The organism is Kitasatospora sp. NPDC088861 (assembly GCF_044750105.1).
GTDB lineage: Bacteria > Actinomycetota > Actinomycetes > Streptomycetales > Streptomycetaceae > Kitasatospora.
The window spans coordinates 87,388-109,937 of the sequence record NZ_JBIVJF010000014.1 but is presented as its reverse complement, the minus strand read 5'-3'; the positions used below and the strand labels follow the sequence as shown (position 1 = coordinate 109,937).

Annotated in this window: 19 protein-coding genes; 4 read left to right on the top strand and 15 right to left on the bottom strand. The window is 71.5% G+C overall.

The window, feature by feature from the left end:
* Nucleotides 1-265: 265 nt before the first annotated feature.
* The 12 genes from ACIP37_RS23315 to ACIP37_RS23260 form a co-directional block, all read right to left on the bottom strand.
* Nucleotides 266-1,159: a glycosyltransferase gene (locus tag ACIP37_RS23315; protein WP_363580106.1), complete on the bottom strand. Its 894-nt coding sequence runs from the start codon at nucleotides 1,157-1,159 to the stop codon at nucleotides 266-268.
* Nucleotides 1,160-1,598: 439 nt separating this feature from the next.
* Nucleotides 1,599-1,976, bottom strand: a complete 378-nt coding sequence (locus ACIP37_RS23310) for a DUF2304 domain-containing protein (protein WP_363580104.1) — start codon at nucleotides 1,974-1,976, stop codon at nucleotides 1,599-1,601.
* Complete coding sequence (locus ACIP37_RS23305; RefSeq protein WP_363580102.1) at nucleotides 1,973-2,662, bottom strand: glycosyltransferase family 2 protein; 690 nt, start codon at nucleotides 2,660-2,662, stop codon at nucleotides 1,973-1,975. The genes ACIP37_RS23310 and ACIP37_RS23305 overlap by 4 nt, the downstream gene beginning before the upstream one ends.
* A 103-nt stretch (nucleotides 2,663-2,765) precedes the next feature.
* Nucleotides 2,766-4,100 (bottom strand): hypothetical protein, encoded by a 1,335-nt coding sequence (locus tag ACIP37_RS23300; RefSeq protein WP_400809083.1) that lies wholly within the window; start codon nucleotides 4,098-4,100, stop codon nucleotides 2,766-2,768.
* Nucleotides 4,101-4,224: 124 nt separating this feature from the next.
* Complete coding sequence (locus ACIP37_RS23295; protein WP_363580098.1) at nucleotides 4,225-6,291, bottom strand: hypothetical protein; 2,067 nt, start codon at nucleotides 6,289-6,291, stop codon at nucleotides 4,225-4,227.
* Nucleotides 6,292-6,473: 182 nt separating this feature from the next.
* The gene (locus tag ACIP37_RS23290) at nucleotides 6,474-6,905 is read right to left on the bottom strand and encodes a GtrA family protein (RefSeq protein WP_363580096.1); all 432 of its coding nucleotides are present in this window, start codon (nucleotides 6,903-6,905) and stop codon (nucleotides 6,474-6,476) included.
* Nucleotides 6,902-7,891 (bottom strand): glycosyltransferase family 2 protein, encoded by a 990-nt coding sequence (locus ACIP37_RS23285; protein ID WP_363580094.1) that lies wholly within the window; start codon nucleotides 7,889-7,891, stop codon nucleotides 6,902-6,904. Before ACIP37_RS23285 ends, ACIP37_RS23290 begins: the two co-directional genes overlap by 4 nt.
* Before the next feature lie 175 nt (nucleotides 7,892-8,066).
* Nucleotides 8,067-9,260, bottom strand: a complete 1,194-nt coding sequence (gene tuf / locus ACIP37_RS23280; protein ID WP_031063092.1) for an elongation factor Tu — start codon at nucleotides 9,258-9,260, stop codon at nucleotides 8,067-8,069.
* A gap of 234 nt (nucleotides 9,261-9,494) precedes the next feature.
* Complete coding sequence (gene fusA / locus ACIP37_RS23275; protein WP_063348955.1) at nucleotides 9,495-11,600, bottom strand: elongation factor G; 2,106 nt, start codon at nucleotides 11,598-11,600, stop codon at nucleotides 9,495-9,497.
* A gap of 39 nt (nucleotides 11,601-11,639) precedes the next feature.
* A complete protein-coding gene (gene rpsG / locus ACIP37_RS23270; RefSeq protein ID WP_148644378.1) occupies nucleotides 11,640-12,110 on the bottom strand; it encodes a 30S ribosomal protein S7 in 471 nt (156 codons plus the stop codon).
* A 2-nt stretch (nucleotides 12,111-12,112) separates the two neighbouring features.
* Nucleotides 12,113-12,484: a 30S ribosomal protein S12 gene (gene rpsL, locus ACIP37_RS23265; protein WP_014144289.1), complete on the bottom strand. Its 372-nt coding sequence runs from the start codon at nucleotides 12,482-12,484 to the stop codon at nucleotides 12,113-12,115.
* A 421-nt stretch (nucleotides 12,485-12,905) separates the two neighbouring features.
* The gene (locus ACIP37_RS23260; RefSeq protein WP_363580092.1) at nucleotides 12,906-13,469 is read right to left on the bottom strand and encodes a DUF1707 and DUF4190 domain-containing protein; all 564 of its coding nucleotides are present in this window, start codon (nucleotides 13,467-13,469) and stop codon (nucleotides 12,906-12,908) included.
* A gap of 253 nt (nucleotides 13,470-13,722) precedes the next feature.
* On the opposite strand from ACIP37_RS23260, the gene ACIP37_RS23255 reads away from it, so the two are divergent.
* From ACIP37_RS23255 to ACIP37_RS23240, 4 genes are all read left to right on the top strand, one after another.
* Nucleotides 13,723-14,580: an ABC transporter ATP-binding protein gene (locus ACIP37_RS23255; protein WP_363580090.1), complete on the top strand. Its 858-nt coding sequence runs from the start codon at nucleotides 13,723-13,725 to the stop codon at nucleotides 14,578-14,580.
* The gene (locus ACIP37_RS23250; RefSeq protein ID WP_363580088.1) at nucleotides 14,577-16,208 is read left to right on the top strand and encodes a transporter; all 1,632 of its coding nucleotides are present in this window, start codon (nucleotides 14,577-14,579) and stop codon (nucleotides 16,206-16,208) included. The genes ACIP37_RS23255 and ACIP37_RS23250 overlap by 4 nt, the downstream gene beginning before the upstream one ends.
* Before the next feature lie 101 nt (nucleotides 16,209-16,309).
* Entirely contained in the window at nucleotides 16,310-17,590 is a 1,281-nt protein-coding gene (locus tag ACIP37_RS23245) for a DUF2786 domain-containing protein (protein ID WP_363580086.1), read from the top strand.
* A gap of 42 nt (nucleotides 17,591-17,632) precedes the next feature.
* Nucleotides 17,633-18,745 (top strand): ADP-ribosylglycohydrolase family protein, encoded by a 1,113-nt coding sequence (locus ACIP37_RS23240; protein WP_363580084.1) that lies wholly within the window; start codon nucleotides 17,633-17,635, stop codon nucleotides 18,743-18,745.
* 78 nt (nucleotides 18,746-18,823) lie between these two features.
* Here ACIP37_RS23240 and ACIP37_RS23235 read toward each other — a convergent pair whose 3' ends face one another.
* The 3 genes from ACIP37_RS23235 to ACIP37_RS23225 all read right to left on the bottom strand — a co-directional run bounded on the left by ACIP37_RS23235 (nucleotide 18,824) and on the right by ACIP37_RS23225 (nucleotide 22,520).
* Nucleotides 18,824-19,999: a serpin family protein gene (locus ACIP37_RS23235; RefSeq protein ID WP_363580082.1), complete on the bottom strand. Its 1,176-nt coding sequence runs from the start codon at nucleotides 19,997-19,999 to the stop codon at nucleotides 18,824-18,826.
* Between the two features lie 252 nt (nucleotides 20,000-20,251).
* On the bottom strand, nucleotides 20,252-21,250 hold the full coding sequence (locus ACIP37_RS23230; protein WP_363580080.1) for an ADP-ribosylglycohydrolase family protein: 999 nt from the start codon (nucleotides 21,248-21,250) through the stop codon (nucleotides 20,252-20,254).
* 55 nt (nucleotides 21,251-21,305) lie between these two features.
* Entirely contained in the window at nucleotides 21,306-22,520 is a 1,215-nt protein-coding gene (locus ACIP37_RS23225) for a cytochrome P450 (RefSeq protein ID WP_363580078.1), read from the bottom strand.
* Nucleotides 22,521-22,550 lie beyond the last annotated feature (30 nt).

Genomic DNA, 22,550 nt, shown 5'->3' with positions numbered 1-22,550 from the left:
AGCGGCCATCATAGGGCGCTTACCAGAAGCCGAAGCCTCGGGCAAGGACCCCGTGCCGGCCGTATCGGGGCTTGGGCGTGGTGGTTCAGCAGGATCCGCCCGGTCGGTCGTCGGTGCTCCCCATGAGCACCCCCTCACCCACCTAGAGCCCAGCGGCCGGCCGAAGCGCTTACTCCCGCCCCGTCGAATTCGGCCGGGCGCCTCGGGGCGCCGTGACCCGGGGGCCTCCGGCCGGCTGCCGGCACCGCCCTCGGACACGCTCCGGTCAGCTGCTGCGGACCGCGCGGCCGACCATGGCGCCGGCGTGGGAGAAGTCACCCGCGCCGAGCCGGCCGGCGGCGACCATCAGGGCGTGCAGGCGGGACGAGAGGTGCAGGTCGGCCGAGCGCGCGGCGTTGGTCCAGCCCTTGGCGCGCAGCTCCTTGGAGATCAGCGAGTAGTACCGCAGCTCCTCGTCGAAGCGCTTGCCGTCCTTGACCCGGTTCGAGGAGTCGCTGGCCTGGTGGCGCCGGTAGCGGAACACCTCGCGCTCGTCGACCAGCAGGTTGCCGCCCTCCATCAGCATGTCGACCATGAACGCCAGGTCGTGGATGGCGTCGATGTCCGGGCGGTACGGGATCTTCGACAGCGCGGACTGGCGGTAGGTGAGCGACGGCGTGTACAGCCAGTTGCCGGACAGCAGGCTCTTCACCGCGGCCTCGCCGCTGATCACCCCGGCCTTGCGGGCCGGCGCGCTGATCCGGCGCTTGACCTTGTCGCCGATGCCGAGCGAGGGCACCAGGGTCCCGTCGCTGTCCATCACCCGCACGCCCGGCTGGACCGCGATCGCGTTCGGGTCGGCCCGCAGGCGCTCCAGGACGACGTCCAGGTAGTCGGGCTCCAGCAGGTCGTCGGCGCCCATCATCGAGACGAACTCGCGCTCGGCCAGGGTGGAGGCCTTGTAGGTGTTGCCGTTGGGGCCCAGCCGCTCCGCGTTGCGGATGTACCGGATCCGCTCGTCGTTCAGGCTCTCGATGTACTGGGGCGCCCGGAAGCCCGGGTACTGGTCGTCCACGACGGTCAGCCGCCAGTCCTGCTGGTGCTGGGCCCGGATGCTGTCGATGGTGGCGAACAGGTACTCCGGATCGCCGTAGTACGGGATGACGAAATCGACGCTCATGACGGCGCCGCACCTCCTGGTCCTGGATCACGCTTCGGTGCCGCCCGGCCGCGGCCAGCGGGGCGCCCCAAGTCAACCAGCTTTGCCGGGCCCGTGCGTCAGCCGGTCGGCCCACACCGGCGCCGGGGGGCGGAAAGCGGGTGCGCAGAGGCCGCCGATCGGAAATTCTGGCACACAGAAATACGTCCACCGGGCGGCCGGGGGATGAATGAACTCGGTAATGTCCGGATTTTCCGGAGCCCAAGAAGACGGCACACATCGGCGCCCCCTCTTTGACAACGGACGAACGGGCGTCACCGTTCGACCCGGTGGCCGACGGTCGAAGGGGACCGTTCGCCGGCCTCTCCGGCGGCGCGCTCACCCGCACGCACGGCTGAGGGCCGGCACCCCGTCGGGGGTACCGGCCCTCAAACCCTGTGCCCTGTCGCGTGGAGCGCGATCAGTGGTCGGAGCCGACCGGAGCGTCGAGGCGGTCGTTGTTGTGACGGACGCCCTCGGTGATGGCGACCGTACGGGCCAGGTCGGTGAGCTTCTTCTCCAGCGACCGGAAGCGCAGGTAGGTGTTGAGCGTCAGGAAGCCCATGGCGATGACCATCAGGTAGAGCACCAGGTCCGTGCCACGGCCGACGCCCAGTGCGGTGGCCAGCTTGGTCACGCCGGCCGGCCACAGGATCGCGATGACGTTGGCGATGACGAAGAGCGAGAAGGCGATGCGCTTCCACGCCCGGGTGTTCGCGGCGTCCCAGCGCCGGACGAACAGGAGGGCCATGCCCACGGCGGCCAGGACGAGGATCAGCTGGATCCAGAGGTGATTCATCGGCGGTTACGCTCCCGCAGCGAGATGTCGAAGAGGATGTTCACGCCGTTGATCAGGGACTGGCCCTTGGCGCGCGAGTAGTCGGTGTAGAGGATGTCCACCGGCACCTCTGCAACCCGGAGGTCCGAGCCGGCGAGGAAGGAGACGATCTCCGAAGCGTGGGCCATGCCGTTCATGGTGATCCGGATGCGGCTGGCCGCCTCCCGGTTCATCACGCGCAGACCGTTGTGCGCGTCGGTGAGCTTGAGCTTGCGGGCGGTCGGGCTGACCGCGGCGGCGGTGCGGAGCACGACCCGCTTGATCCACGGCACCTGGCCGGTCTGCTCGATGAAGCGGGAGCCGAGCACGATGTCGGCCTCGTCCTGGCGCAGCAGCGCCACCATCTTCTCCACGTCGGCGGTCTGGTGCTGGCCGTCCGCGTCGAAGGTGGCGAAGTACTCGGCGCCCTCCTGCCCCAGCGCGTACTTCAGGCCGGTCTGCAGCGCTGCGCCCTGGCCCAGGTTGACCGGGTGCCGCACCAGGTGGGCGCCGGTCGTCATGACGTGCTTCGCCGTGTCGTCGGTGCAGCCGTCGTCGATCACCACGATGTTGGGGAAGGTCTTGCGTGCCCCCTCCACGACCTCGGCGATCACCTGGCCTTCGTTGTAGGCCGGGATCACCAGCCAGACGTTGTCATAGTCGGACACAGGGGCTCCATGCTTGGCGAACGGCACGGCGTCGCGTGCCTCGGTCTGTCTGTCGGTGGTGATCACGGGCGTCGTCGGCCAATCACAGTCCGGTCCCCCGCCGTCACGAGGTCCGCAGCGGCTCGGCCGCGCTCCTGCTGTCCAGCCCGGAGTGCCCGGAGGCGGCGGGGCGGGAGGGGAACGCGCGGTACAGCGCCCACAGCATCAGGACGGCGCTGACCAGCGCGCCGGCCAGGTACGCGAGCTCGGCACGGAGACCGACGTCACCCGGGGAGAGGGCGACCGCAACCAATGCTACGGAACCGGCCGTCCAGCCCACCAGCTGTCGGCGGTGCTGGGCGCTCGACATCAGCGCCTGGCCGAAGACCGTCGCGAGGACGTAGCAGAGGGTGCCGAGGACGAGCCAGGTGAAGTCCAGCGGGTTGAGCAGGTCCTTGGCGTTGAAGAGCAGCGGGTTGAGCCAGGCGCCGAGCGCGATGACCGGCAGCCCGCCGCCGATGCACATGGCGGCGACGATCGCCGTGGTACGGGTCAGCACCTTGCGGAACTCGGCGTGGTCGCCGGCCGCGGCGGCACCCGAGAGCGCGGAGACCATGGAGGCCTGGAGGGCGCTGTAGGCGAAGAGCGGCACGCGGGCCATCACCACGGCCTGGCCGAGGGCGAAGACCAGGGCGTCGGACGCCTCGGAGTGCTTCGGCGCGAGCAGTCGCACGCAGACGACGGTCGCGTTCACCACCAGCTGGCTGAGCATCACGGAGGCGATCAGCAGACCGAGCCCGCTGGTGAGCTGGCGCCAGGACACCTCCGGCCCGGGGGCGCGGTCGGCGAGGATGCCGCGCAGGCCGATCAGCGAGGCGGCGACCGGGGCGACCACCAGGATCAGGCCGAAGGCCAGCGCCGAGTGCAGCCCGAGGACGGCGGTCAGCGCGGCCAGCCCGATGCGCAGGGCACCGTCGACGGCCAGCTGGGTGCCGTAGGGGCCGAACAGCCCGAGGCCGGCCAGCGCACCGCGGGAGACCGAGCTCACCGCGAGGCCCGCCATGCCGCCGGCGAGGGCCACCACGAGGGTCCGGTCACCGCCGAACAGCTGGTCGGCGATCGGGCCGGCGGCGGCGGCCAGCACCGCGCAGGCCACGGCCAGGATCGCCAGGGCGAGCAGCAGCATCCGCCGTACCGCGGGCAGTGCCCCCGCCCCGGACACCTTGCGGGCGGCGACCAGCCGCGTCAGCTCCAGTTCGACGGGCTGGAACAGACCCCACCCGACGGACATCACGATCGTCCAGAGCATCGTCACCCTGGCTGCACCGGCCGTGCCCAGGCTGTAGCCCACGAGCGCCATGTAGACGTACGCCGAGGCGCCGAGCACGACCGTCCCACCGACCACGAGCCGGGCCCCCGGGGGTAGCACCCCGAGCAGCTTGGCGATCGGGTTCTTCATCACATGATCACCGAATTAACCGGCCGACCTTGCCACACGTCTCCGCACGAGGCCGGCCCGGCCGTGCGATTGCTGTGAATAGTAGCGGGTAGCCGTGAACGTCCGATGACGGTGGCCCCCACCCTCAGACCCCCGGGAAGGTACGGGACCACGGCTCCGTCCAAAGGTTCTGAGGATCGCTCAGCACCGTCACCGTGACACCCTGCGCCGCCAGGTCCCGCTTGATCCGGTCGCCCACGGAGGGGTCGGCGGTCAGGACGGTCGGCGGGACGGGCGCGGCCGGGAGCTTGTCGATGGCTCCCTTGAGGCGGCCCAGAGACTTCTGGTAGTCCTCCTCCTTCACCTGGGGACCGCCGATGGACACCCAGTGGATGTCGTACAGCGCCGTCATGTCGCCCCCGCGCCGGTTCAGCAGCGAGGCGAGCCAGGTGGCCTTGAGGTTCTTGTAGTCGTCGTTGGCGAAGAGCGCGATCACCGGGCCCTTGCTCGAGATGTCGAGCGCCTGCGCGCCCTTGGGGCCCATGTCCCCCTTGAACTCGCCGCGTCCCCAGGCCACCAGCGGGTTGGCGGACCAGGCGGACGGGTTGTCCTTGGTGGTCAGGAAGCCCCACTGCACGTTGGCGAAGAGGCTGAGCGCGGCGGCGACGGCGAGGCCGGACATCGCCAGCTCGCCGAGGCGGCTCGGCAGCGTGCGGCCCGTCCCCCGGTACGGGCTCTGCAGCATGACCCCGACGGCGCCGAGGGATATCAGGCTGACCACGACGCCCACGGCCGTCATCTTGTGGAAGTAGTACGAGTACTTGCCGATGGTGTGCAGCTGGTAGGCGGCGAAGGCGCTGAGCAGCCCGCCGGTGCCGAGCAGGACCGCGAGGTGCGCCTGGCCGACGGCGGTCCGGCGGTTGCGCGGCATGACCGCGGCCAGCAGGCCGAGCAGCCCGCCGCCGATGAGTATGGAGCGGTCGGCCCCGACGCTCGGGCCGTTCATGTTCGAGGCACTGGCCACGTCGAGGTTGCCCAGCACGGACAGGACGCTCGGCAGCGCGGCCACGCCCAGCGCGCACGCCAGCGCGCCGGCGGTCCACCACCAGCGCCCGGCGAACTTGCGCCGGTGCGCCGCCAGTGCGCCCAGCAGTGCCACGCCGACGAAGGCGCCGTAGATGTTGTACGCGTAGGTGACGGTGATCAGACCGGCCGACGCGGCCAGCACGAACTCGGTGGTGCCCATCGCCGGCCGGATCAGCACGGCCAGCGCGAGTGCTATCAGCAGCAGCCCGATGAAGGTCGAGTCGAAGCCGTGGACCATCAGGTCCATGTAGTTGCTCGCGAACATGATCGCGCCGACGGTCGCGCACACCGCCGCGCAGCGCCAGCCGCGCAGCCGCGGCCCGCCGATCCACCGGGCCGCCCAGACCAGCGCGGCGCAGAACAGCGCGTAGCCCACCAGCAGGTACAGGAAGTACCGGTTCATGGTGTAGAGCATGTCGCCGGAGTCGGCGGCGGAGTGGACGAGGGTGTCCGTCCAGGCCAGCAGGAAGTGGGAGCCCTGCGGGTACGTCACCTCGGACGGCGGTATCAGGAAGGACCGGGCCGCGTCCTGGTGGAGGAAGTTGAAGCCGCCGACGTTCTGGATGCCGGAGAAGAAGGAGAAGTGCGCGAGCCGGTCCTCCGACGTGGCGAAGTACGCGACCCGCTCGGCCGCCGACGTTCCCGCGATCGGGTGGAACAGGTAGTGCCAGACGCCGTAACCGGTGCCCAGGACCAGCAGGTCGGACCAGCGGAAGCGCAACGGCAGGCGCGGGCCGCGGCGGGCGGCCCAGGCGGCGACCGTCACCACGCTGAACATCAGGCCGCTGGTGGCGACCGGCGAGAGGCCCCACGGCCAGAGCGAGAAGAGCAGGCCGAACGTCAGCACCGAACCGGCGAGCACCAGCCCGGCGACGAACAGCCGGTCGAGCAGCACGCCGCCGACCCGGAGCACGGCGGCTATGGAGAACAGCAGCAGCGGCAGCAGCAGGACGCCCAGGTCCAGCGCGACCAGCCCGGTCGGCACCAGCCAGGACAGGGCCAGTCCCCCGGCCAGGACGAGCGGGTTGCGCCTGGACCGTCCACCGGTGGTCGACTCGGGCGGCGGCCCCGGCGGTGCGGTCGGACGTTGAAGCTCGCGCTCAGGCGAGGAATGTACGGTCGACACGGTGCCGTGCCCCTTCGGTCAAGTCCCTGCCGCCCGTCTCCCCGGCCGGGTGCGGACTTCCACTACCGTCAGCGGGCAGGCTACGAGCCACAGCATACCGAGGGGCCCGTCGGCACGACGGGCTGAGGGGCCCGGGTGGGCGGTCCGCGAACCAGTGGGAACGGCCGCCGTTCAGCCCCGGTTCAGCCCCGGAAGACCCAGATCTTCAGCAGCACGAACCGGGCCACCGTGGCCAGGCCGTTGGCGGCGACCAGTCCGGCGACCTCCACCGGCCGGGAGGCGTTCGGCGCCACCTGGTCCAGCAGGGCGAGCACGCCCGCGCTCAGGCCGAGCCCGATCAGGAAGGCCACCGCGCCCTGGAGCTGGTGCCGGACCATGCCCTGCGAGCCGGTGACCCCGAAGGTGAAACGGCGGTTGGCCGCGGTGTTGGCCACCGCGCTGACGGCCAGCGCGATCAGGTTCGCCGCCTGCGGGTCGGTGAACCACCGCGCGGCGACGAACAGCGCCAGGTAGAAGACGGTGCTGAGCACGCCGATGACCAGGAAGGACGGCAGCTGGCGGCGGGTCGACGGGGCCGGCTCGACGGGCTCCGCCGGTCCCTCGGTGACGGTCACCGGCCCGGGCCCCGCGCGTCGTCCTGCGCCGCGGCGTCCTGCGCCAGTTCGTCGTCCGCCGAGTCGTAGCCGACGAAGTAGGTCGGGCGGGCCTGCACCGCCGAGTAGATCCGGCCGACGTACTCCCCCAGCAGTCCGACGCAGATCAGCTGTACGGCGCCGATGAAGAGCATGCCGATGAACAGCGAGGACCAGCCGGGCACGGTCGCACCGAGCGCGTACGAGAGGGTGGTGTAGACCGCGAGGGCCAGGCAGACCACGAAGCTCACCAGGCCCAGCCAGGTGGCCAGCCGCAGCGGGGCGGCGGAGAAGTTGGTCACGCTGTCCAGCGCGAGCCGGACCATCTTGGACAGCGGGTAGTGGGTGCCGCCGGCCACCCGCTCCTCCCGGACGTACACCACCTCGCCGCTGGGGAAGCCGAGCCACGGCACCAGCAGCCGGTAGACGGGCTGGTGCTCGGGCAGCTGCTTGAGGGCCTCCACGGCCGCGCGGCTGAGCAGGCGGAAGTCGCCGGCCTGGTTGGGCATCCGCTTGCCGACCAGCTTGCGCATCAGCCAGTAGTAGGCGCCGGCCGTCCGGCGCTTGAAGGCGGTGTCGGTGGCGCGGTCCCCGCGCACGCCGTAGACGACGTCGAAGCCCTGCTCGCGGGCCAGGTCGAGCATCTCCGGGATCTTCTCCGGCGGGTCCTGGAGGTCCGCGTCGATGCTCACCACGTAGTCGCCGCGCGCCCGGTGGATGCCGGCGGTGAGCGCGGCCTGGTGCCCCGAGTTGCGGGCGAAGCGGACGATGCGGAACTCCGGCCAGTCCTGCCGGACCTTCTGCAGGACGACGGGGGTGGCGTCCGTGCTGCCGTCGTCGACGCCCACGACCTCGTAGTCGACCCCGAGCCCGTCCAGGATCGGCCGCAGCCGCTCGACGGTCAGCGGGAGCGCCTCCTGCTCGTTGTAGATCGGCATCACGACCGACAACAGTGGTGCCGTTGGCATGCGTTGGATCCCACTTTCCGCGACGGCGGGCTGGACGGTCGCCCGACAATAACAGCCGGCCATGAGCAGCCCGTGAGAGCCGGTGAAGGCCTGATGAAGGCCGAAGGGCTCCGCACACCTGGGTGTGCGGAGCCCTTCGGTTCGCCTGTACGGGACAGACAGGTCAGAACATCAATTACTTGATGATCTTGGTGACCTGGCCGGCGCCCACGGTGCGGCCACCCTCACGGATGGCGAACTTCAGGCCCTCCTCCATGGCGATCGGCTGGATCAGCGCGACCGTCATGGCGGTGTTGTCGCCCGGCATGACCATCTCGGTGCCCTCGGGGAGGGTCACGACGCCGGTCACGTCCGTGGTACGGAAGTAGAACTGCGGGCGGTAGTTGTTGAAGAACGGGGTGTGGCGGCCACCCTCGTCCTTCGACAGGATGTAGGACTGGGCCTCGAAGTCGGTGTGCGGCGTGACCGAACCCGGCTTGATGATGACCTGGCCGCGCTCGACGTCCTCGCGCTTGATGCCACGGAGCAGCAGACCGACGTTCTCACCGGCCTGGCCCTCGTCGAGCAGCTTGCGGAACATCTCGATGCCGGTGACCGTGGTGGTGGTCTTGGTCTCCTTGATGCCGATGATGTCGACAGTCTCGTTGACCTTGAGGATGCCACGCTCGATACGACCGGTGACGACGGTGCCACGACCGGTGATCGTGAAGACGTCCTCGATCGGCATCAGGAACGGCTGGTCCACGGCGCGGGCCGGGGTCGGGATGCTCTCGTCGACGGCGTGCATCAGGCCGAGGAGCTTCTCGCCCCACTCCTTGTCGCCCTCCAGCGCCTTCAGCGCGGAGACGCGGACGACCGGCAGGTCGTCGCCCGGGAACTCGTACTCCGAGAGGAGCTCGCGGACCTCGAGCTCGACGAGCTCCAGGATCTCCTCGTCGTCCACCATGTCGGCCTTGTTCAGGGCGACGACGATGTAGGGGACGCCGACCTGGCGGGCCAGGAGGACGTGCTCCTTGGTCTGCGGCATCGGGCCGTCGGTGGCGGCGACGACGAGGATCGCACCGTCCATCTGGGCCGCACCGGTGATCATGTTCTTGATGTAGTCCGCGTGACCCGGGCAGTCGACGTGGGCGTAGTGACGCGCCTCGGTCTGGTACTCGACGTGCGCGATCGAGATGGTGATACCGCGCTGCCGCTCCTCCGGCGCCTTGTCGATCTGGTCGAACGGCGTGAAGGGGTTGATCTCCGGGTACGCGTCGTGCAGCACCTTGGTGATGGCCGCGGTAAGGGTCGTCTTACCGTGGTCAATGTGACCAATGGTGCCGATGTTGACGTGGGGCTTCGTCCGCTCGAACTTCGCCTTCGCCACTGCAGTCCTCCTGAGGACAGTTCTGTACGCCGTGCTGACGTCAGTTGGTCTTTGATCGGGTTTGGCCCGAGGTGCCGGAAGCACCTCGCACCGTCCCGCGGGGTGGGGGCCGGAGGCCCCCCGGGAGGATCCGACCGGATCCTCCCGGGACGCCCCCTAATAGCCTAAGGGTTCGCAATCGTCCCGAATATCGGGACAGCCGCGGCCTCGTAGGGAGCCGGCTGGCGCCGGTCCTTACTCGCCCTTGGCCTTGGCGATGATCTCCTCCGCCACGGCCTTCGGAACCTCGGCGTACGAGTCGAACTGCATCGAGTAGCTCGCGCGACCAGAGGTCTTGCTGCGCAGATCACCGACGTAGCCGAACATCTCGGAGAGCGGCACCAGCGCCGTGACGACGCGGGCACCGTGACGCTCGTCCATGGACCGGATCTGGCCACGGCGAGAGTTGATGTCGCCGATCACGTCGCCCATGTAGTCCTCGGGCGTGGTGACCTCGACGGCCATCATCGGCTCGAGGAGGACCGGCTTGGCCTTCCGCGCGCCTTCCTTGAACGCCATCGAACCGGCGATCTTGAACGCGAGCTCGGACGAGTCGACGTCGTGCGCCTGGCCGTCGAGCAGCTTCACGCGGACACCCTGCAGCGGGTAGCCGGCGAGGATGCCGAACTCCATGGCCTCCTGGCAACCGGCGTCGACCGACGGGATGTACTCCCGCGGCACGCGGCCACCGGTGACCTGGTTGACGAACTCGTAGCCCTCGGCCTGCTCGAGCGGCTCGATCGCGATCTGCACCTTGGCGAACTGACCGGAACCACCGGTCTGCTTCTTGTGGGTGTAGTCGATGCGCTCGACGGCCTGACGGATCGTCTCGCGGTACGCGACCTGCGGCTTGCCGACGTTGGCCTCGACCTTGAACTCACGCTTCATACGGTCGACCAGCACCTCGAGGTGCAGCTCGCCCATACCCGCGATGATGGTCTGGCCGGTCTCCTCGTCCGTGTTGACCTGGAAGGACGGGTCCTCCTCGGCGAGACGCTGGATGGCAACACCCAGCTTCTCCTGGTCACCCTTGGACTTGGGCTCGATCGCGACGCGGATGACCGGGGCCGGGAAGTCCATGGACTCCAGGATGACCGGGGCCTTCTCGTCGGACAGCGTCTCACCGGTGGTGGTCTGCTTCAGGCCCATGACGGCGACGATGTCGCCGGCGCCCACCGACTCGATCTCCTCACGCTTGTTCGCGTGCATGCGGTAGATCTTGCCGATGCGCTCCTTCTTGCCCTTCACGGCGTTCAGCACCGAGGTGCCGGACTCCAGGCGGCCGGAGTAGATCCGGACGAAGGTGAGCTTGCCCAGGTGCGGGTCGGACATGATCTTGAACGCCAGCGCGGCCAGGGGCTCGTCGTCCGAGGCCTTGCGGGTGATCTTGGTCTCCGGGTCGTTGGGCTTGGTGCCCTCAACCGACTCGATGTCCAGCGGCGACGGGAGGTACTTGACGACCGCGTCGAGCAGGGGCTGAACGCCCTTGTTCTTGAACGCGGTACCGCAGAAGATCGGCGTGAAGGCCGACTCCAGGGTGCCCTTGCGGATCGCCTCGTACAGCAGCTCCTCGGGGACGTCCTCGCCCTCCATGGCGAGCATCATCACGTCATCGCTGACGTTCGACACCTCGTCCAGGAGCATCTCGCGGTACTCGTTCGCCTGCTCCTGCAGCTCGGCCGGGATGTCGACGATGTCGTACATCTCGCCCTTGGCGGCCTCGGCGGACCAGACCAGCGCCTTCATACGGACAAGGTCGACAACGCCCTTGAAGTCCGCCTCGGCACCGATCGGGAGCTGCATGACCAGCGGGGTCGCGCCGAGGCGGTCCACGATGGTCTTGACGCAGAAGAAGAAGTTCGCGCCCGTGCGGTCCAGCTTGTTGATGAAGCAGATGCGCGGGACGCCGTAGCGGTCAGCCTGCCGCCACACGGTCTCGGACTGGGGCTCGACACCGGCAACACCGTCGAACACCGTCACGGCACCGTCGAGGACGCGCAGCGAGCGCTCCACCTCGACGGTGAAGTCGACGTGACCCGGGGTGTCGATGATGTTGATGGTGTTGTCGACGTCGTCGACCGTCCAGTGACAGGTCGTCGCGGCCGACGTGATCGTGATGCCGCGCTCCTGCTCCTGCTCCATCCAGTCCATGGTGGCAGCGCCATCGTGGACCTCACCGATCTTGTACGAGACGCCGGTGTAGAACAGGATCCGCTCGGTGGTGGTGGTCTTGCCCGCGTCGATGTGCGCCATGATCCCGATGTTGCGGACCCTAGCGAGGTCAAGGGAGGTTGCAGCCATGGTGGCTCGTTCTCTCTCTGTCTAGTGACGGGGTAGGGACTACCAGCGGTAGTGCGCGAAGGCCTTGTTGGACTCGGCCATCTTGTGGGTGTCCTCGCGACGCTTCACGGAAGCGCCCAGACCGTTGCTGGCGTCGAGGATCTCGTTCATCAGGCGCTCGGTCATGGTCTTCTCGCGACGGGCGCGGGAGTAACCGACCATCCAGCGCAGCGCCAGGGTGCTGGCGCGGCCCGGACGGACCTCGACCGGAACCTGGTAGGTCGCGCCACCGACACGGCGGGACTTGACCTCGAGGGCCGGCTTGACGTTCTCCAGCGCACGCTTCAGCGCCACGACCGGGTCCGAGCCGGTCTTCTCACGGACGCCCTCGAGGGCGCCGTAGACGATCCGCTCGGCGGTGGAGCGCTTGCCGTGCAGCAGGATCTTGTTGACCAGCTGGGTGACGACCGGGGAGCCGTAAACCGGGTCGATGATGACCGGGCGCTTCGGGGCGGGGCCCTTACGAGGCATTCTTACTTCTCCTTCTTGGCGCCGTAGCGGCTGCGAGCCTGCTTGCGGTTCTTGACACCCTGGGTGTCAAGCGAACCGCGAATGATCTTGTAGCGGACACCAGGAAGGTCCTTCACACGACCACCGCGCACCAGCACGATGGAGTGCTCCTGCAGATTGTGGCCCTCGCCCGGGATGTAAGCGGTGACCTCGATCCCGCTGGTGAGGCGCACACGGGCGACCTTGCGGAGAGCCGAGTTCGGCTTCTTCGGGGTGGTCGTGTACACACGCGTGCAGACCCCACGACGCTGCGGGGAACCCTTCAGCGCGGGAGTCTTGTTCTTCTCGACCTTGTCCTGCCGGCCCTTTCGGACCAGCTGCTGGATCGTAGGCACCGTTTCTCCGTTTTCTGTGTGCCAAGGCTTGGTAAAACTAACCTGCGGTGATCCCCCGCACACGGCCCCGTGGTCGACCCACGCGGTCGGGTGTGTTGGGCTTATTCCGACACGGAATCCCATGAGCTGATGTACAGCGACGGCGCTCAACGCGCGGGGCGCTGGAAGGCGCTCCGGCTCGGCGCGGCGACCGGTGTGCATGCACGCACAAGGACCCGGGGACACCCCAGGCACAAGGTCAGAGCGTACCTAGCGCATCGGGCGCGGTCAAAACAAATGCAACGCCGCAGGTCGCGACCTTCGGCCGGATGTCCCGGGAGTGTCCCGGACGCGACCACCCGGTGTCGGGCCGCCCTCCACCCGCTCTACCACAGCCCGCCGACCGCCGCCACCGGGGCGGGACGCGCCCGGGGCGGCCCGCTCAGACCGGCACCTGCAGCATCACCAGGAGCAGCAGCGTCCAGAGCGCGCAGCCCGCGTAGCCGAAGAGCAGGCCGAGGGTGGAAACCCAGTCGCCGGCCCGGTCGTGGCTGCTCTGCTGGGCCTTCGCGATGTGCCCGACGACCACTGCGGGCAGCGAGAGGCCGGTCAGGCCGAAGACCAGTGAGGTGACCGCCAGCCCGTTGGTGGAGCGAACCGGCGGCGGAGGCGGCGGGAGGAAGGTCGCCGGGACGGGCGGGGCGGCGAAGGCCATCGGCGCCGGCATCGGGCCGGAGGGCAGGTCGGACACCAGCCCGGCCAGCTGGCCGTAGGTCTGCGCGACGGAGGCCTGCTCGTGGCGCTGCTCGTACTCCTCGGCGGAGAGCCGGCCCTCGGCGAACGCGGCCTTCAGCACGTCGATCGTCCGGTCCCGGTCCGCGTGCCCGGCGCGCATCCCCGTGTGGAACCCGGGCTGCGGGACGGACTGCGGGACGGGCTGGGGCTGCCGGTCCCCGCGGCGATCCGGCTCGCCGGGGCCCGAGGCTCCCCACGGTTGAACGGCCATCCGCACCTCCCGGCACCCGGCGCGGCCCCGCGCCCCTCGCTGTCCCTCACTGCCCCTCATAGTGCAGGACGAACGGCGCAGCTGAGTAGTTGCCAATTCCAGCCCGGCACCCGCCGTAACGCGCCGTCCGGGCGGCGCGCCTCACCCGTTCGGCCCACTCTCTCAGGGGATCCTCAACTCGGGAGACAGTCCGTTTCCGCAGTGACAGGCTGAGTCCGAGACACCCATCCGCCAGCGAACAGAGAAGGCCGCCATGCAGGCGTCAGCGCCGCCGCCGTCCGACCACCCCGCACCCGTTCCCCCCTCCGCCGTCAGCATCCAGGGACTGTGGAAGCACTTCGGCGGCCAGGCCGCCGTCGCCGGACTCAGCCTGGAGCTGCCGGCCGGCTCCTTCATCGGCCTGGTCGGCCCGAACGGCGCCGGCAAGACCACCACGCTGTCCATGGCCACCGGCCTGCTCCGGCCCGACCAGGGCACCGTCCTCATCCACGGCGGCGACGTCTGGGCCGACCCGGTCGCGGTCAAGGCCCGGATCGGCATCCTGCCCGAGGGGCTGCGGATGTTCGAGCGGCTCAGCGGCCGCGAACTGCTGCAGTACAACGGGCGGCTGCGCGGCCTGCCCGGCGCCGAGGTGGACCGCCGCGCGGAGGAACTGCTGGCCGTCCTGGACCTCGCCCGCGACGCCGACAAGCTGGTCGCCGACTACTCCACCGGCATGCGCAAGAAGATCGGTCTGGCCGCCGCGCTGCTGCACAACCCCGACGTGCTGTTCCTCGACGAGCCCTTCGAGGGCGTCGACCCGGTCTCCGCGCAGACCATCCGCGGCGTGCTCAAGCGGTACGCGGCGGCCGGATCCACGGTGGTCTTCTCCAGCCACGTGATGGAACTGGTCGAACAGCTCTGCGACTGGGTCGCCGTGGTCAACGCCGGCCGGGTGATCGCCCACGGCCCGCTGGACACCGTGCGCGGCGGGCGCAGCCTCCACGAGGCCTTCCTCGGCCTGATCGGCGTCCGCGAGGACGACGGCCAGGCGCTCGGCTGGCTCGGCGGACAGGCCGGTGGGCAGGCCGGCGCGCAGCTCGGGGGCGGGCAGCTCGGGGGTGGGCAGTGAGCACCGCCCCCGCAGCCGCCCGTACCCCGGTGCCCGACGGGCGGACGGTGGTCCGCGCCCTGGTGGCGCTCAAGCTGCGGCTGCTGCGCAACGGCCTGCGCCGCAGCCCCGGCCGGACCGCCGTGTACGTCATCGGCGGCGTCCTCGGTCTGGCCTTCGCGGCCGGCATCGCCTTCGCCCTCGCCATGATGAACGGGCGCTTCGACGGCTCCGGGGACGCCGGGGTGATGCTGCTCGGCGTGCTCACCCTCGGCTGGGCGGCGCTGCCGCTGTTCCTCTTCTCCAGCGACGAGAGCGCCGACCCGACCCGGCTCACCATGCTCCCGCTGCGGCCCGGCCCGCTGCTGCGCGGCTCACTGCTGGCCGCGCTGATCGGGCCCGGCCCGCTGGTCAGCCTGGTGCTGGTGACCGGCGCGGCGCTGTCCGGCGCCAACGGCGGTGCCTCGGCCGCGGCCGCGCTGGTCGGCGTCCCGCTGGCCGTGCTCTGCCTGGTCACGCTCTCCCGGGCGGTCGCCGCCGGCAACGCCCGGATGCTCTCCAGCCGGCGCGGCAAGGACTTCGCGATCTTCGGCGGACTGCTGTTCGCCCTGCTCGTGCAGGCCGCCAACGTCGGCTCGCAGAGCGTCTTCGGCCGGCCCGGGGACCACCTCGACCTCAGCCCGCTGGCGCCGATCGCCTCCGTGCTGCGCTGGCTGCCGCCGGTCGGCGCGGCGGACGCGGCCCGCACCGCCGGCGAGGGGCGGTACGGGCTGGCGCTGTTCCAGCTCGCCGCGGCCGCGGCGCTGCTCGCCCTGCTGCTGCGCTGGTGGCGCGGCAGCCTCCAGGAGCTGATGGTCACCGCCGACTCCTCCACCCTGGAGGTGGCCCGCGGCGTGCAGAGCTCGCGCGGCTGGAGCTTCCTGCCCGAGGGCCGGGTCGGCGCGGTGATGCAGCGCCACCTCCGGTACGCCTGGCGGGAGCCGCGGGCCAAGGCCGCGGTGTTCACCAGCATCGGCATGACGCTGGTGATCTGCGTGCTGTCGATGGTCCAGGGCTGGTCGAGCGTCTACCTGCTGGCGATGACCGGGATGTTCCTCGGGCTGCAGATGCTCAACCTGTTCGGCATGGACGGCTCGGCGTTCTGGATGGTCGCCGCCACCCTGCTCACCCCGGCCGACGCCCGGGACGAGCTGCGCGGCCGGGCCTACGCAGTGCTGTCGTACGCCGTTCCGGTGACGCTGGTGCTCGGGCCCGTGCTGGCCGCCGCCACCGGCGACTGGGCCGGCCTGCCGTCCGCACTCGGCCTCGCGCTCGCCCTGCTCGGCTGCGGCGTCGCGCTCGGCGCGACGCTCAGCGTGCTCGCGCCGTACACCATGCCGGCCGACAGCAACCCGATGCGCAACGCCGCCCCCGGGCAGGGCGGCCTGGTGCTGGTCAACCAGTTCGGCTCGCTGTTCGGTGTGGCGTTGCTCTCCCTGCCGGTGAGCGGCTACCTCGGCTGGGCGCTGCTCTCCGCCGGCCCGACCTGGCCGGTCCTGCTGGTCGGCCCGCTCTACGGCGCCCTGATCGCCGCCCTCGGCATCCGCTTCGCGGCCGGGCGGCTGCTGGAGCGCGCCCCGGAGATCCTGGCCAAGGCCGTCGAGCGCTGAGTCGCCTGCGTCACCCGGAGCGCCCGGTCCCGTCGAAGGGGCCGGGCGCTCCGGCATCATGGGCGGGAGGGCCGGACCGTCGAGGAGAGCAGGGACACACCGTGGGCAAGCGCGCGCAGCAGGACGGGGACGGGGGCGCCGGCCCACTGCTGGAGCAGGCGGTGCGATCGGTGCTGACGGCCCCGGACGAGACGCTGGACCTCGCCCTGGACACCGGGGCGTCGCTGCTCGCCGCCTCGGCCGGGCAGTGGCCGGCGGTCAGCCGGGCCCTGCTGGGGTACGCGGACACCGCCGTCGGCCGCTGCTGGTCCGCCGGGTGGCGTCCGGCCGACCTGGCCCGGGTGGTCCGACGCGGGCTGAAGCCCGTCCACCTGGCCCTCGCGGTGGACCTGATCGCCGCCGAGGGCCGTCGGCACCCCGCGGCCGCCCTCGACCGGCGCTGGCACGAGCAGCTGCGCGAGCTGGAGGCCGAGGTGTGGTGGCCGGGTGACGAGCAGTACCTCGGCGCCTTCGCCGACCGGCACCGGCTGGACCGCTTCGCGCTCGCCACCGCCGCCCTGGAGCTGCTGCGGACCTGGGGCCGGCTGCCGCCGATCTCCCCGGTCGGCCCCGCGCCCGGCCGGCGGCCGCAGGCCGAACGCGCCGCCGGCCCGCAGGCCGGCGAGCCGCGGATGCTGGCCCGGATCCGGGCGCTGCTGGCCAAGGCCGAGTCCACCGAGTACCCGGAGGAGGCCGAGGCGCTCACCGCCAAGGCCCAGCAGCTGATGGCCCAGCACAGCATCGACGACGCGCTGCTGGCCGCCACCGGCGACGACCGGAACACCCCGGCGGCGCTGCGGATCGGCGTGGACAACCCGTACGAGAGCCCCAAGACGATGCTGCTGGACGCCGTCGCGGCGGCCAACCGGTGCCGGGCGGTGTGGGCCAAGGAGTTCGGGTTCTGCACCGTCGTCGGCTTCGACGGCGACCTGGACGGCGTCGAGCTGCTCTACACCTCGCTGCTGGTGCAGGCCACCCACGCGCTCAACAAGGCCGGCTCCCGCCGGGACTCGCGCAGCAAGGCGTTCCGGCACTCCTTCCTGGTCGCGTACGCGGCGCGGATCCGCGAGCGGCTGACCGCCGCCACCGAGCGCGCGACCAGCGCCGCCGCGGCCGGCCGGCACCTGCGCGAGGACGGCACCGAGGAGCAGCTGCTGCCCGACGAACGGCTGCTGCCCGCGCTCGCGGCCCGCTCCGAGGCGGTGGACGACGAGGTCGGCCGGCTGTTCCCCAAGCTGGTCTCGCAGCGGGTCCGGGTGAGCGACGGCGTGGGCTGGGCGGCCGGGCGCGCCGCCGCCGACCGCGCCGCGCTGCACGGGCGCGCCGGGCAGATCCGCCGGTAGACCTGATAGAACGGATCCCGCCATGAACCAAGGGGGATCGACGTGACGGAGTCGGCGGCCGAATCGGGATACCGCGACCGGGTGCGCGGGGCGCTGCTCGGCGGGGCCGTCGGCGACGCGCTGGGCTGGCCGGTGGAGTTCCAGCAGCTCCAGCAGATCCAGCAGCGGTACGGGCCGGACGGCGTGACCGGGCTGCCGGACGGCGCCGGGCCGGTCGAAGTCACCGACGACACCCAGATGACCCTGTTCACCGCCGAGGGCCTGATCCGCGCGTTCGTCCGCGGCTGGACGGGCGGCGGCGGCTCGGTGCCGGAGGCCGTCCACGCCGCGTACCGGCGCTGGCTGCTGACCCAGCGCCAGGGCTCGCCGGACACCGCGCCGCAGCCCCGCCCGTACGACGGCTGGCTGCTGACCAGGCCCTTCCTGTACGCGTCGCGGGCGCCCGGCAACGCCTGCATGAGCGGGGTGTCCGAGCACCCGGAGTTCGAGTCGCCGTCCGTGATCGGGCAGCCGGGGCCGATCAACCCGGGCTCCAAGGGCTGCGGCACGGTGATGCGCTCGGCGCCGTTCGGGCTGGCACGGCTCGGCGTCGAGCTGTCCTTCGGGCTGGCCGTGCAGTGCGCCCAGATCACCCACGGGCACCCGACCGGCTACCTCTCGGCGGGCGCCTTCGCGGCGCTGGTCGAGCGGCTCGCCAACGGGACCGAGCCGTGGGCGGCGGTCGGCGAGACCGTGGAGCAGATCCGCGAGCTGCCGGGGTCCAAGGAGACGGTGCAGGCGCTGGCCCGGGCCGTCCGGGTGGCCCAGGAGTCGCAGCCGACGGCGGAGTCCGTGGAGCGGGTCGGGCTCGGCTGGATCGCCGAGGAGTGCCTGGCCATCGCGGTGTACTCGCTGCTGGCGACCACCCTCGAACCCGACCCGGTGCGCAGCGCGCTGCTGCTGTCGGTGAACCACTCCGGGGACAGCGACTCCACCGGCGCGGTCTGCGGCAACCTGGTCGGCGCCGCGTACGGCGCCTCGGCGCTGCCCGCCGAGTGGGCGGGGGCGGTCGAGGGCCGGGCCGAACTGCTGCGGGTCGCGGACGACCTGCTGGTGCTGTTCGGCAGCCGCGACCCGGCCCACCCGGCGCTCGGCGGGCGCTACCCGGCCTGGTGACGCCCGGTCCTCCTCCGGCTGCTTCGCCCGCTTCGCCCGCTTCGTCCGCGGGTCGGTTCAGGGCGCCTGCGGGTCGGCTCAGGACGCCTGCGGGTCGGTGACCTGGCCGAGGAACAGCGGCCGCCCGTCGGCGGTGTCGCGGATCAGGAACAGGAACGGCCGGTCGATGTGCAGCTGGACGGACTCCGGCGCGGCCGGCGCCGCCATCGCCGCCACCCCGGCGCCGCTGCCGGCCGCCGCGACCGTACCGTCCTCGTTCACCTCGACGGTGGCCTTCTGCACCACCGCGCCCAGGCCGAGCGGCTCCTTGGCGGTGATGCCGGTGATGCCGGTGAAGTCGGGCGCGTCGAAGGCCGCCTTGACGCCGAGTGAGCGCAGGGCGGGGACGAGGTCGTTGGCCGTGTCGAAGTGGAACCGCGGCAGGGTCAGGTCGACGGACCGCTCGTCGAGCCCGCCGAGGATCCGGTCGAGCTGGGCCTGGTCCAGGCCCTTGCTGAAGGCCGTGTACCCGCCCTGCGCGGGGACGATCAGGTCCATCGCCAACCTGCCTCCCGCGTAAGGGAGTTCGACGGCCTGCCAGGGTTCGCCGACGATGCCGCCGGAGCCCTCGGCGTACCGGAGGGTGCCGGTGCGGCTCATCGTGCTCACCGACGGGGTGGAGCCGTCCAGCCGGTGGAAGGGGCGCTCGGAGGTGTTCGCGGGCTTGAACCCGGAGGCCCACGCCGCCTTCAGGTAGAGCGCGTCGGTGAGTGCCAGCCGGGTTTCGGCGGTGATCTGTCGCGGGCCGAAGAGCTCCTTGATCCGCCCCTCGGTGGCCTTCTCCACCGCCGCGTTGATGCTCCTGCGGGCGTCGGCCGGGTCCTTGGCGAAGTCGACGGGGTGCACGCCGGTGTCGAAGGCGGCGGCGAGCGTGTCCAGGTACTCCGGGGCGACGGCCAGGCCCTGCTGCGTCCACAGGTCGTCGGACCGGCGCAGGACGACCTGGTCGCCGCCGGCCCGGCTCCCGCGGTCCGGCGCGCCGACGGCGAGGGCGTACTGTCGCGGGTCGAGCCCGGTGTGCAGGGCCTTGGCCAACTCCTCGGCGGTGGCGCCGCGCGCCCCCGGCAGCAGCATCCCGAGCACGCTCGCCAGCCCGGCCGGCGAGACCACGACGTTGCGCCCCGCCCCGTCCGGTGTCGCGGTCAGCGCGTGCAGCAGGTCCAGCCCGAAGGCGCTGGTCCCGGCCGCCACCGCCGCCACCTGCCCCGGATCCACCGCCGCCCGGCTCCCCGACGTCGAGGCCCGCACCACCACGGGCCCCCCGCCCGCCGCACTCCCGCACCCGGCCAGCGCCGGGCCGACGGCCAACCCGGCGGCGAGAAGCAGCCCCACCCGACGGCGGGAACGGCCATGCCCTGCGGTGCTGCGCTTCGTCATGGCCCTTCGACGCACCACCCCCGAACCCGGTTCCGCCCGGGCCCAGAGCGCAGGTCGTGGAGCTCAGTCCCAGAGCGCAGGTCGTGGAGCTCAGTCCCAGAGCGCCCCGAGCTCGAGCAGCTCGTCCCGGTACTCGATCCGCTCCACCCACTCCTGCGGCCAGACCGACTCCCCGTGACGGGCCCCGGCGAAGGCGCCGGTCAGACAGGCCAGGGAGTCCGAGTCGCCGCTGGAGTAGGCGGCCCGGCGGACGGCGGCCACCGGGTCGTCCGGCAGCAGCAGAAAGCAGAGCAGGCCGGTGGCGAAGGCCTCCTCGGCGACCCAGCCCTCACCGGTGGCCAGACACGGGTCCGCTTCGACGTCGGGCGCGGCGAGCGCGGCGTCCAGCCGGTCGAGCACGGCCAGGCAGTCGTCCCAGCCGCGGGCGATGACGTCCTGCGGCGAGTGGCCGTGCCAGCGCGCGGCGAGGTCGCCGAGCCAGAACTCGTCGTACCGCTCGCGGCTCGCCAGCGCGTACGCCCGCAGCACCGCGGGCAGGCCGGCCGGCGGAACGTCCTCGGCGAGCTTGCGGATGGCGTACGCGGTGAGGTCACTGGCGGCGAGTGCGGTCGGGTGCCCGTGGGTGAGCGCGGACTGCAACTGCGCGGCGCCCGCGAGCTGGCGGGCGTCGAGTTCGCGGATCAGCCCGACCGGAGCGACCCGCATGTTGGCGCCGCAGCCCTTGGAGCCGACGTCGCTCGCCTGCTGCCAGCGGTACGCGGGGCGGCTCAGCCGCTCGCAGGCGCGCAGGCAGGTCATGCCGGGAGCACGGTTGTTCTGCGGGGAGCGCCACCAGTCGACGAACTCCTCGCGAACGGGCCGCTCCAGCCGTAGCGGGGTCAGCGGCCCGCGCTCCAGGGCAATGCGCAGACCACGGCCGAGGGCGAGGGTCATCTGGGTGTCGTCGGTGACCAGCGCCCTTGGGGGCAGCGGAAGTTGCCGCCAGTCAGGGTGGTCGTCGGCAATCATCTCGACCGTCTTGAACTCGGTCACCCGGCCGATCGCATCCCCGATCGCCAGCCCCAGCAGTGACCCCGTCGCCTTGCCCACAGCTCTCCCCCGTTCCTCGAACCGACCCCGAACCCGACCTGTCCCAGACCTCGATCTAGACCTCGACCACCAGTTCCCTGAGGCCCCGGATCACGTAGCCCGGGTTCCACTCGGGTTCGCGGGCCAGGCGCAGGCCGGGGGCGCGGCGCAGGAGGGCGCCGTAGGACTCGGTGAGTTCCAGTCTGGCGAGCGGGGCGCCGAGGCAGAAGTGGATGCCGGCGCCGAAGGTGATGTGGGGGTTGTCGGTGCGGCCGAGGTCGAGGCGGTCGGGGTCGGTGAAGCGCTCGGGGTCGCGGTTGGCGGAGCCGAAGAGGAGGGCGACCTCGGAGCCGCGCGGGATGGTGACGCCGCGCAGCTCGATGTCCTCCAGGACCCACCGTTCGAACAGCTGCAGCGGGGTGTCCCAGCGCATCAGCTCCTCGATGGCGGTGGGCAGGAGCGCGTCGGTCGCGCCGCGCAGCCGGGCGAGTTCGCCGGGGTTGCGGAACAGCGCCCACCAGCCGTTGCCGGTGGTGTTGACGGTCGCCTCGTGGCCGGCGTTGAGCAGCAGCACGCAGGTGGAGATCATCTCCTGCTCGCTGAGCGCGTCGGAGCCCTCCTGGGCCTGGATCAGCGCGCTGATCAGGTCGGTGCCGGGGGCGGTGCGGCGTTCGCGGATGAGGGCGCGCAGGTAGTCGGAGAACTCGGTGCTCGCGGTGACGGCCTTGCGGGCGGCCTCCTCGCTCGGGTTGAGCTCGTACATGCCGGTGATGTCGGCGGACCAGGGCCGCAGCAGGTGCCGGTCGCCCTCCGGCACGCCGAGCATCTCGGCGATCACGGCGACCGGCAGTGGCTCGGCGACGGCGGCGATCAGGTCGCCGCCGCCGGCCGCGAGCAGGCCGTCGACGAGTTCCCCGGCGAGCCGCTGGACGGTCGGCCGCAGGCCCTCGACCATGCGCGGGGTGAAGGCCTTGGAGACCAGCCGGCGGATCCGGGTGTGGTCGGGGGCCTCCAGGTCGAGCAGCCCGAAGTCGTTGAGGGTGTGGAAGGGCTCGTGCGCCGGGTCGGGTTCGGGCCGCCCGAACTCCTGGTGGCCGAAGCGGTGGGTGTAGGTGCGCCCGAGCCGCCGGTCGCGCAGGAGCGCGCTGACGTCCTCGTGCCGCGAGACGAGCCACTGCCCGGTCGGCTCGAAGTACGTCACCGGCGCGTGCTCGCGCAACTCGGCGTACGCGTCGTACGGGTGGGCCACGAACGCCGCCGCCCAGGGGTCGAACTTCGCCGTCGTCGTCATCGCTCGATCACTCCAGGCCATGAGGGGGGA

Coding starts and splice junctions, on each gene's coding strand:
- ACIP37_RS23260 (WP_363580092.1), bottom strand. CDS start 13,469: ATGGCCGTTCAACCGTGGGGAGCCTCGGGCCCCGGCGAGCCGGATCGC.
- ACIP37_RS23310 (WP_363580104.1), bottom strand. CDS start 1,976: ATGAATCACCTCTGGATCCAGCTGATCCTCGTCCTGGCCGCCGTGGGC.
- ACIP37_RS23255 (WP_363580090.1), top strand. CDS start 13,723: ATGCAGGCGTCAGCGCCGCCGCCGTCCGACCACCCCGCACCCGTTCCC.
- ACIP37_RS23285 (WP_363580094.1), bottom strand. CDS start 7,891: ATGCCAACGGCACCACTGTTGTCGGTCGTGATGCCGATCTACAACGAG.
- ACIP37_RS23300 (WP_400809083.1), bottom strand. CDS start 4,100: ATGAAGAACCCGATCGCCAAGCTGCTCGGGGTGCTACCCCCGGGGGCC.
- fusA (WP_063348955.1), bottom strand. CDS start 11,600: ATGGCTGCAACCTCCCTTGACCTCGCTAGGGTCCGCAACATCGGGATC.
- ACIP37_RS23315 (WP_363580106.1), bottom strand. CDS start 1,159: ATGAGCGTCGATTTCGTCATCCCGTACTACGGCGATCCGGAGTACCTG.
- rpsG (WP_148644378.1), bottom strand. CDS start 12,110: ATGCCTCGTAAGGGCCCCGCCCCGAAGCGCCCGGTCATCATCGACCCG.
- ACIP37_RS23225 (WP_363580078.1), bottom strand. CDS start 22,520: ATGACGACGACGGCGAAGTTCGACCCCTGGGCGGCGGCGTTCGTGGCC.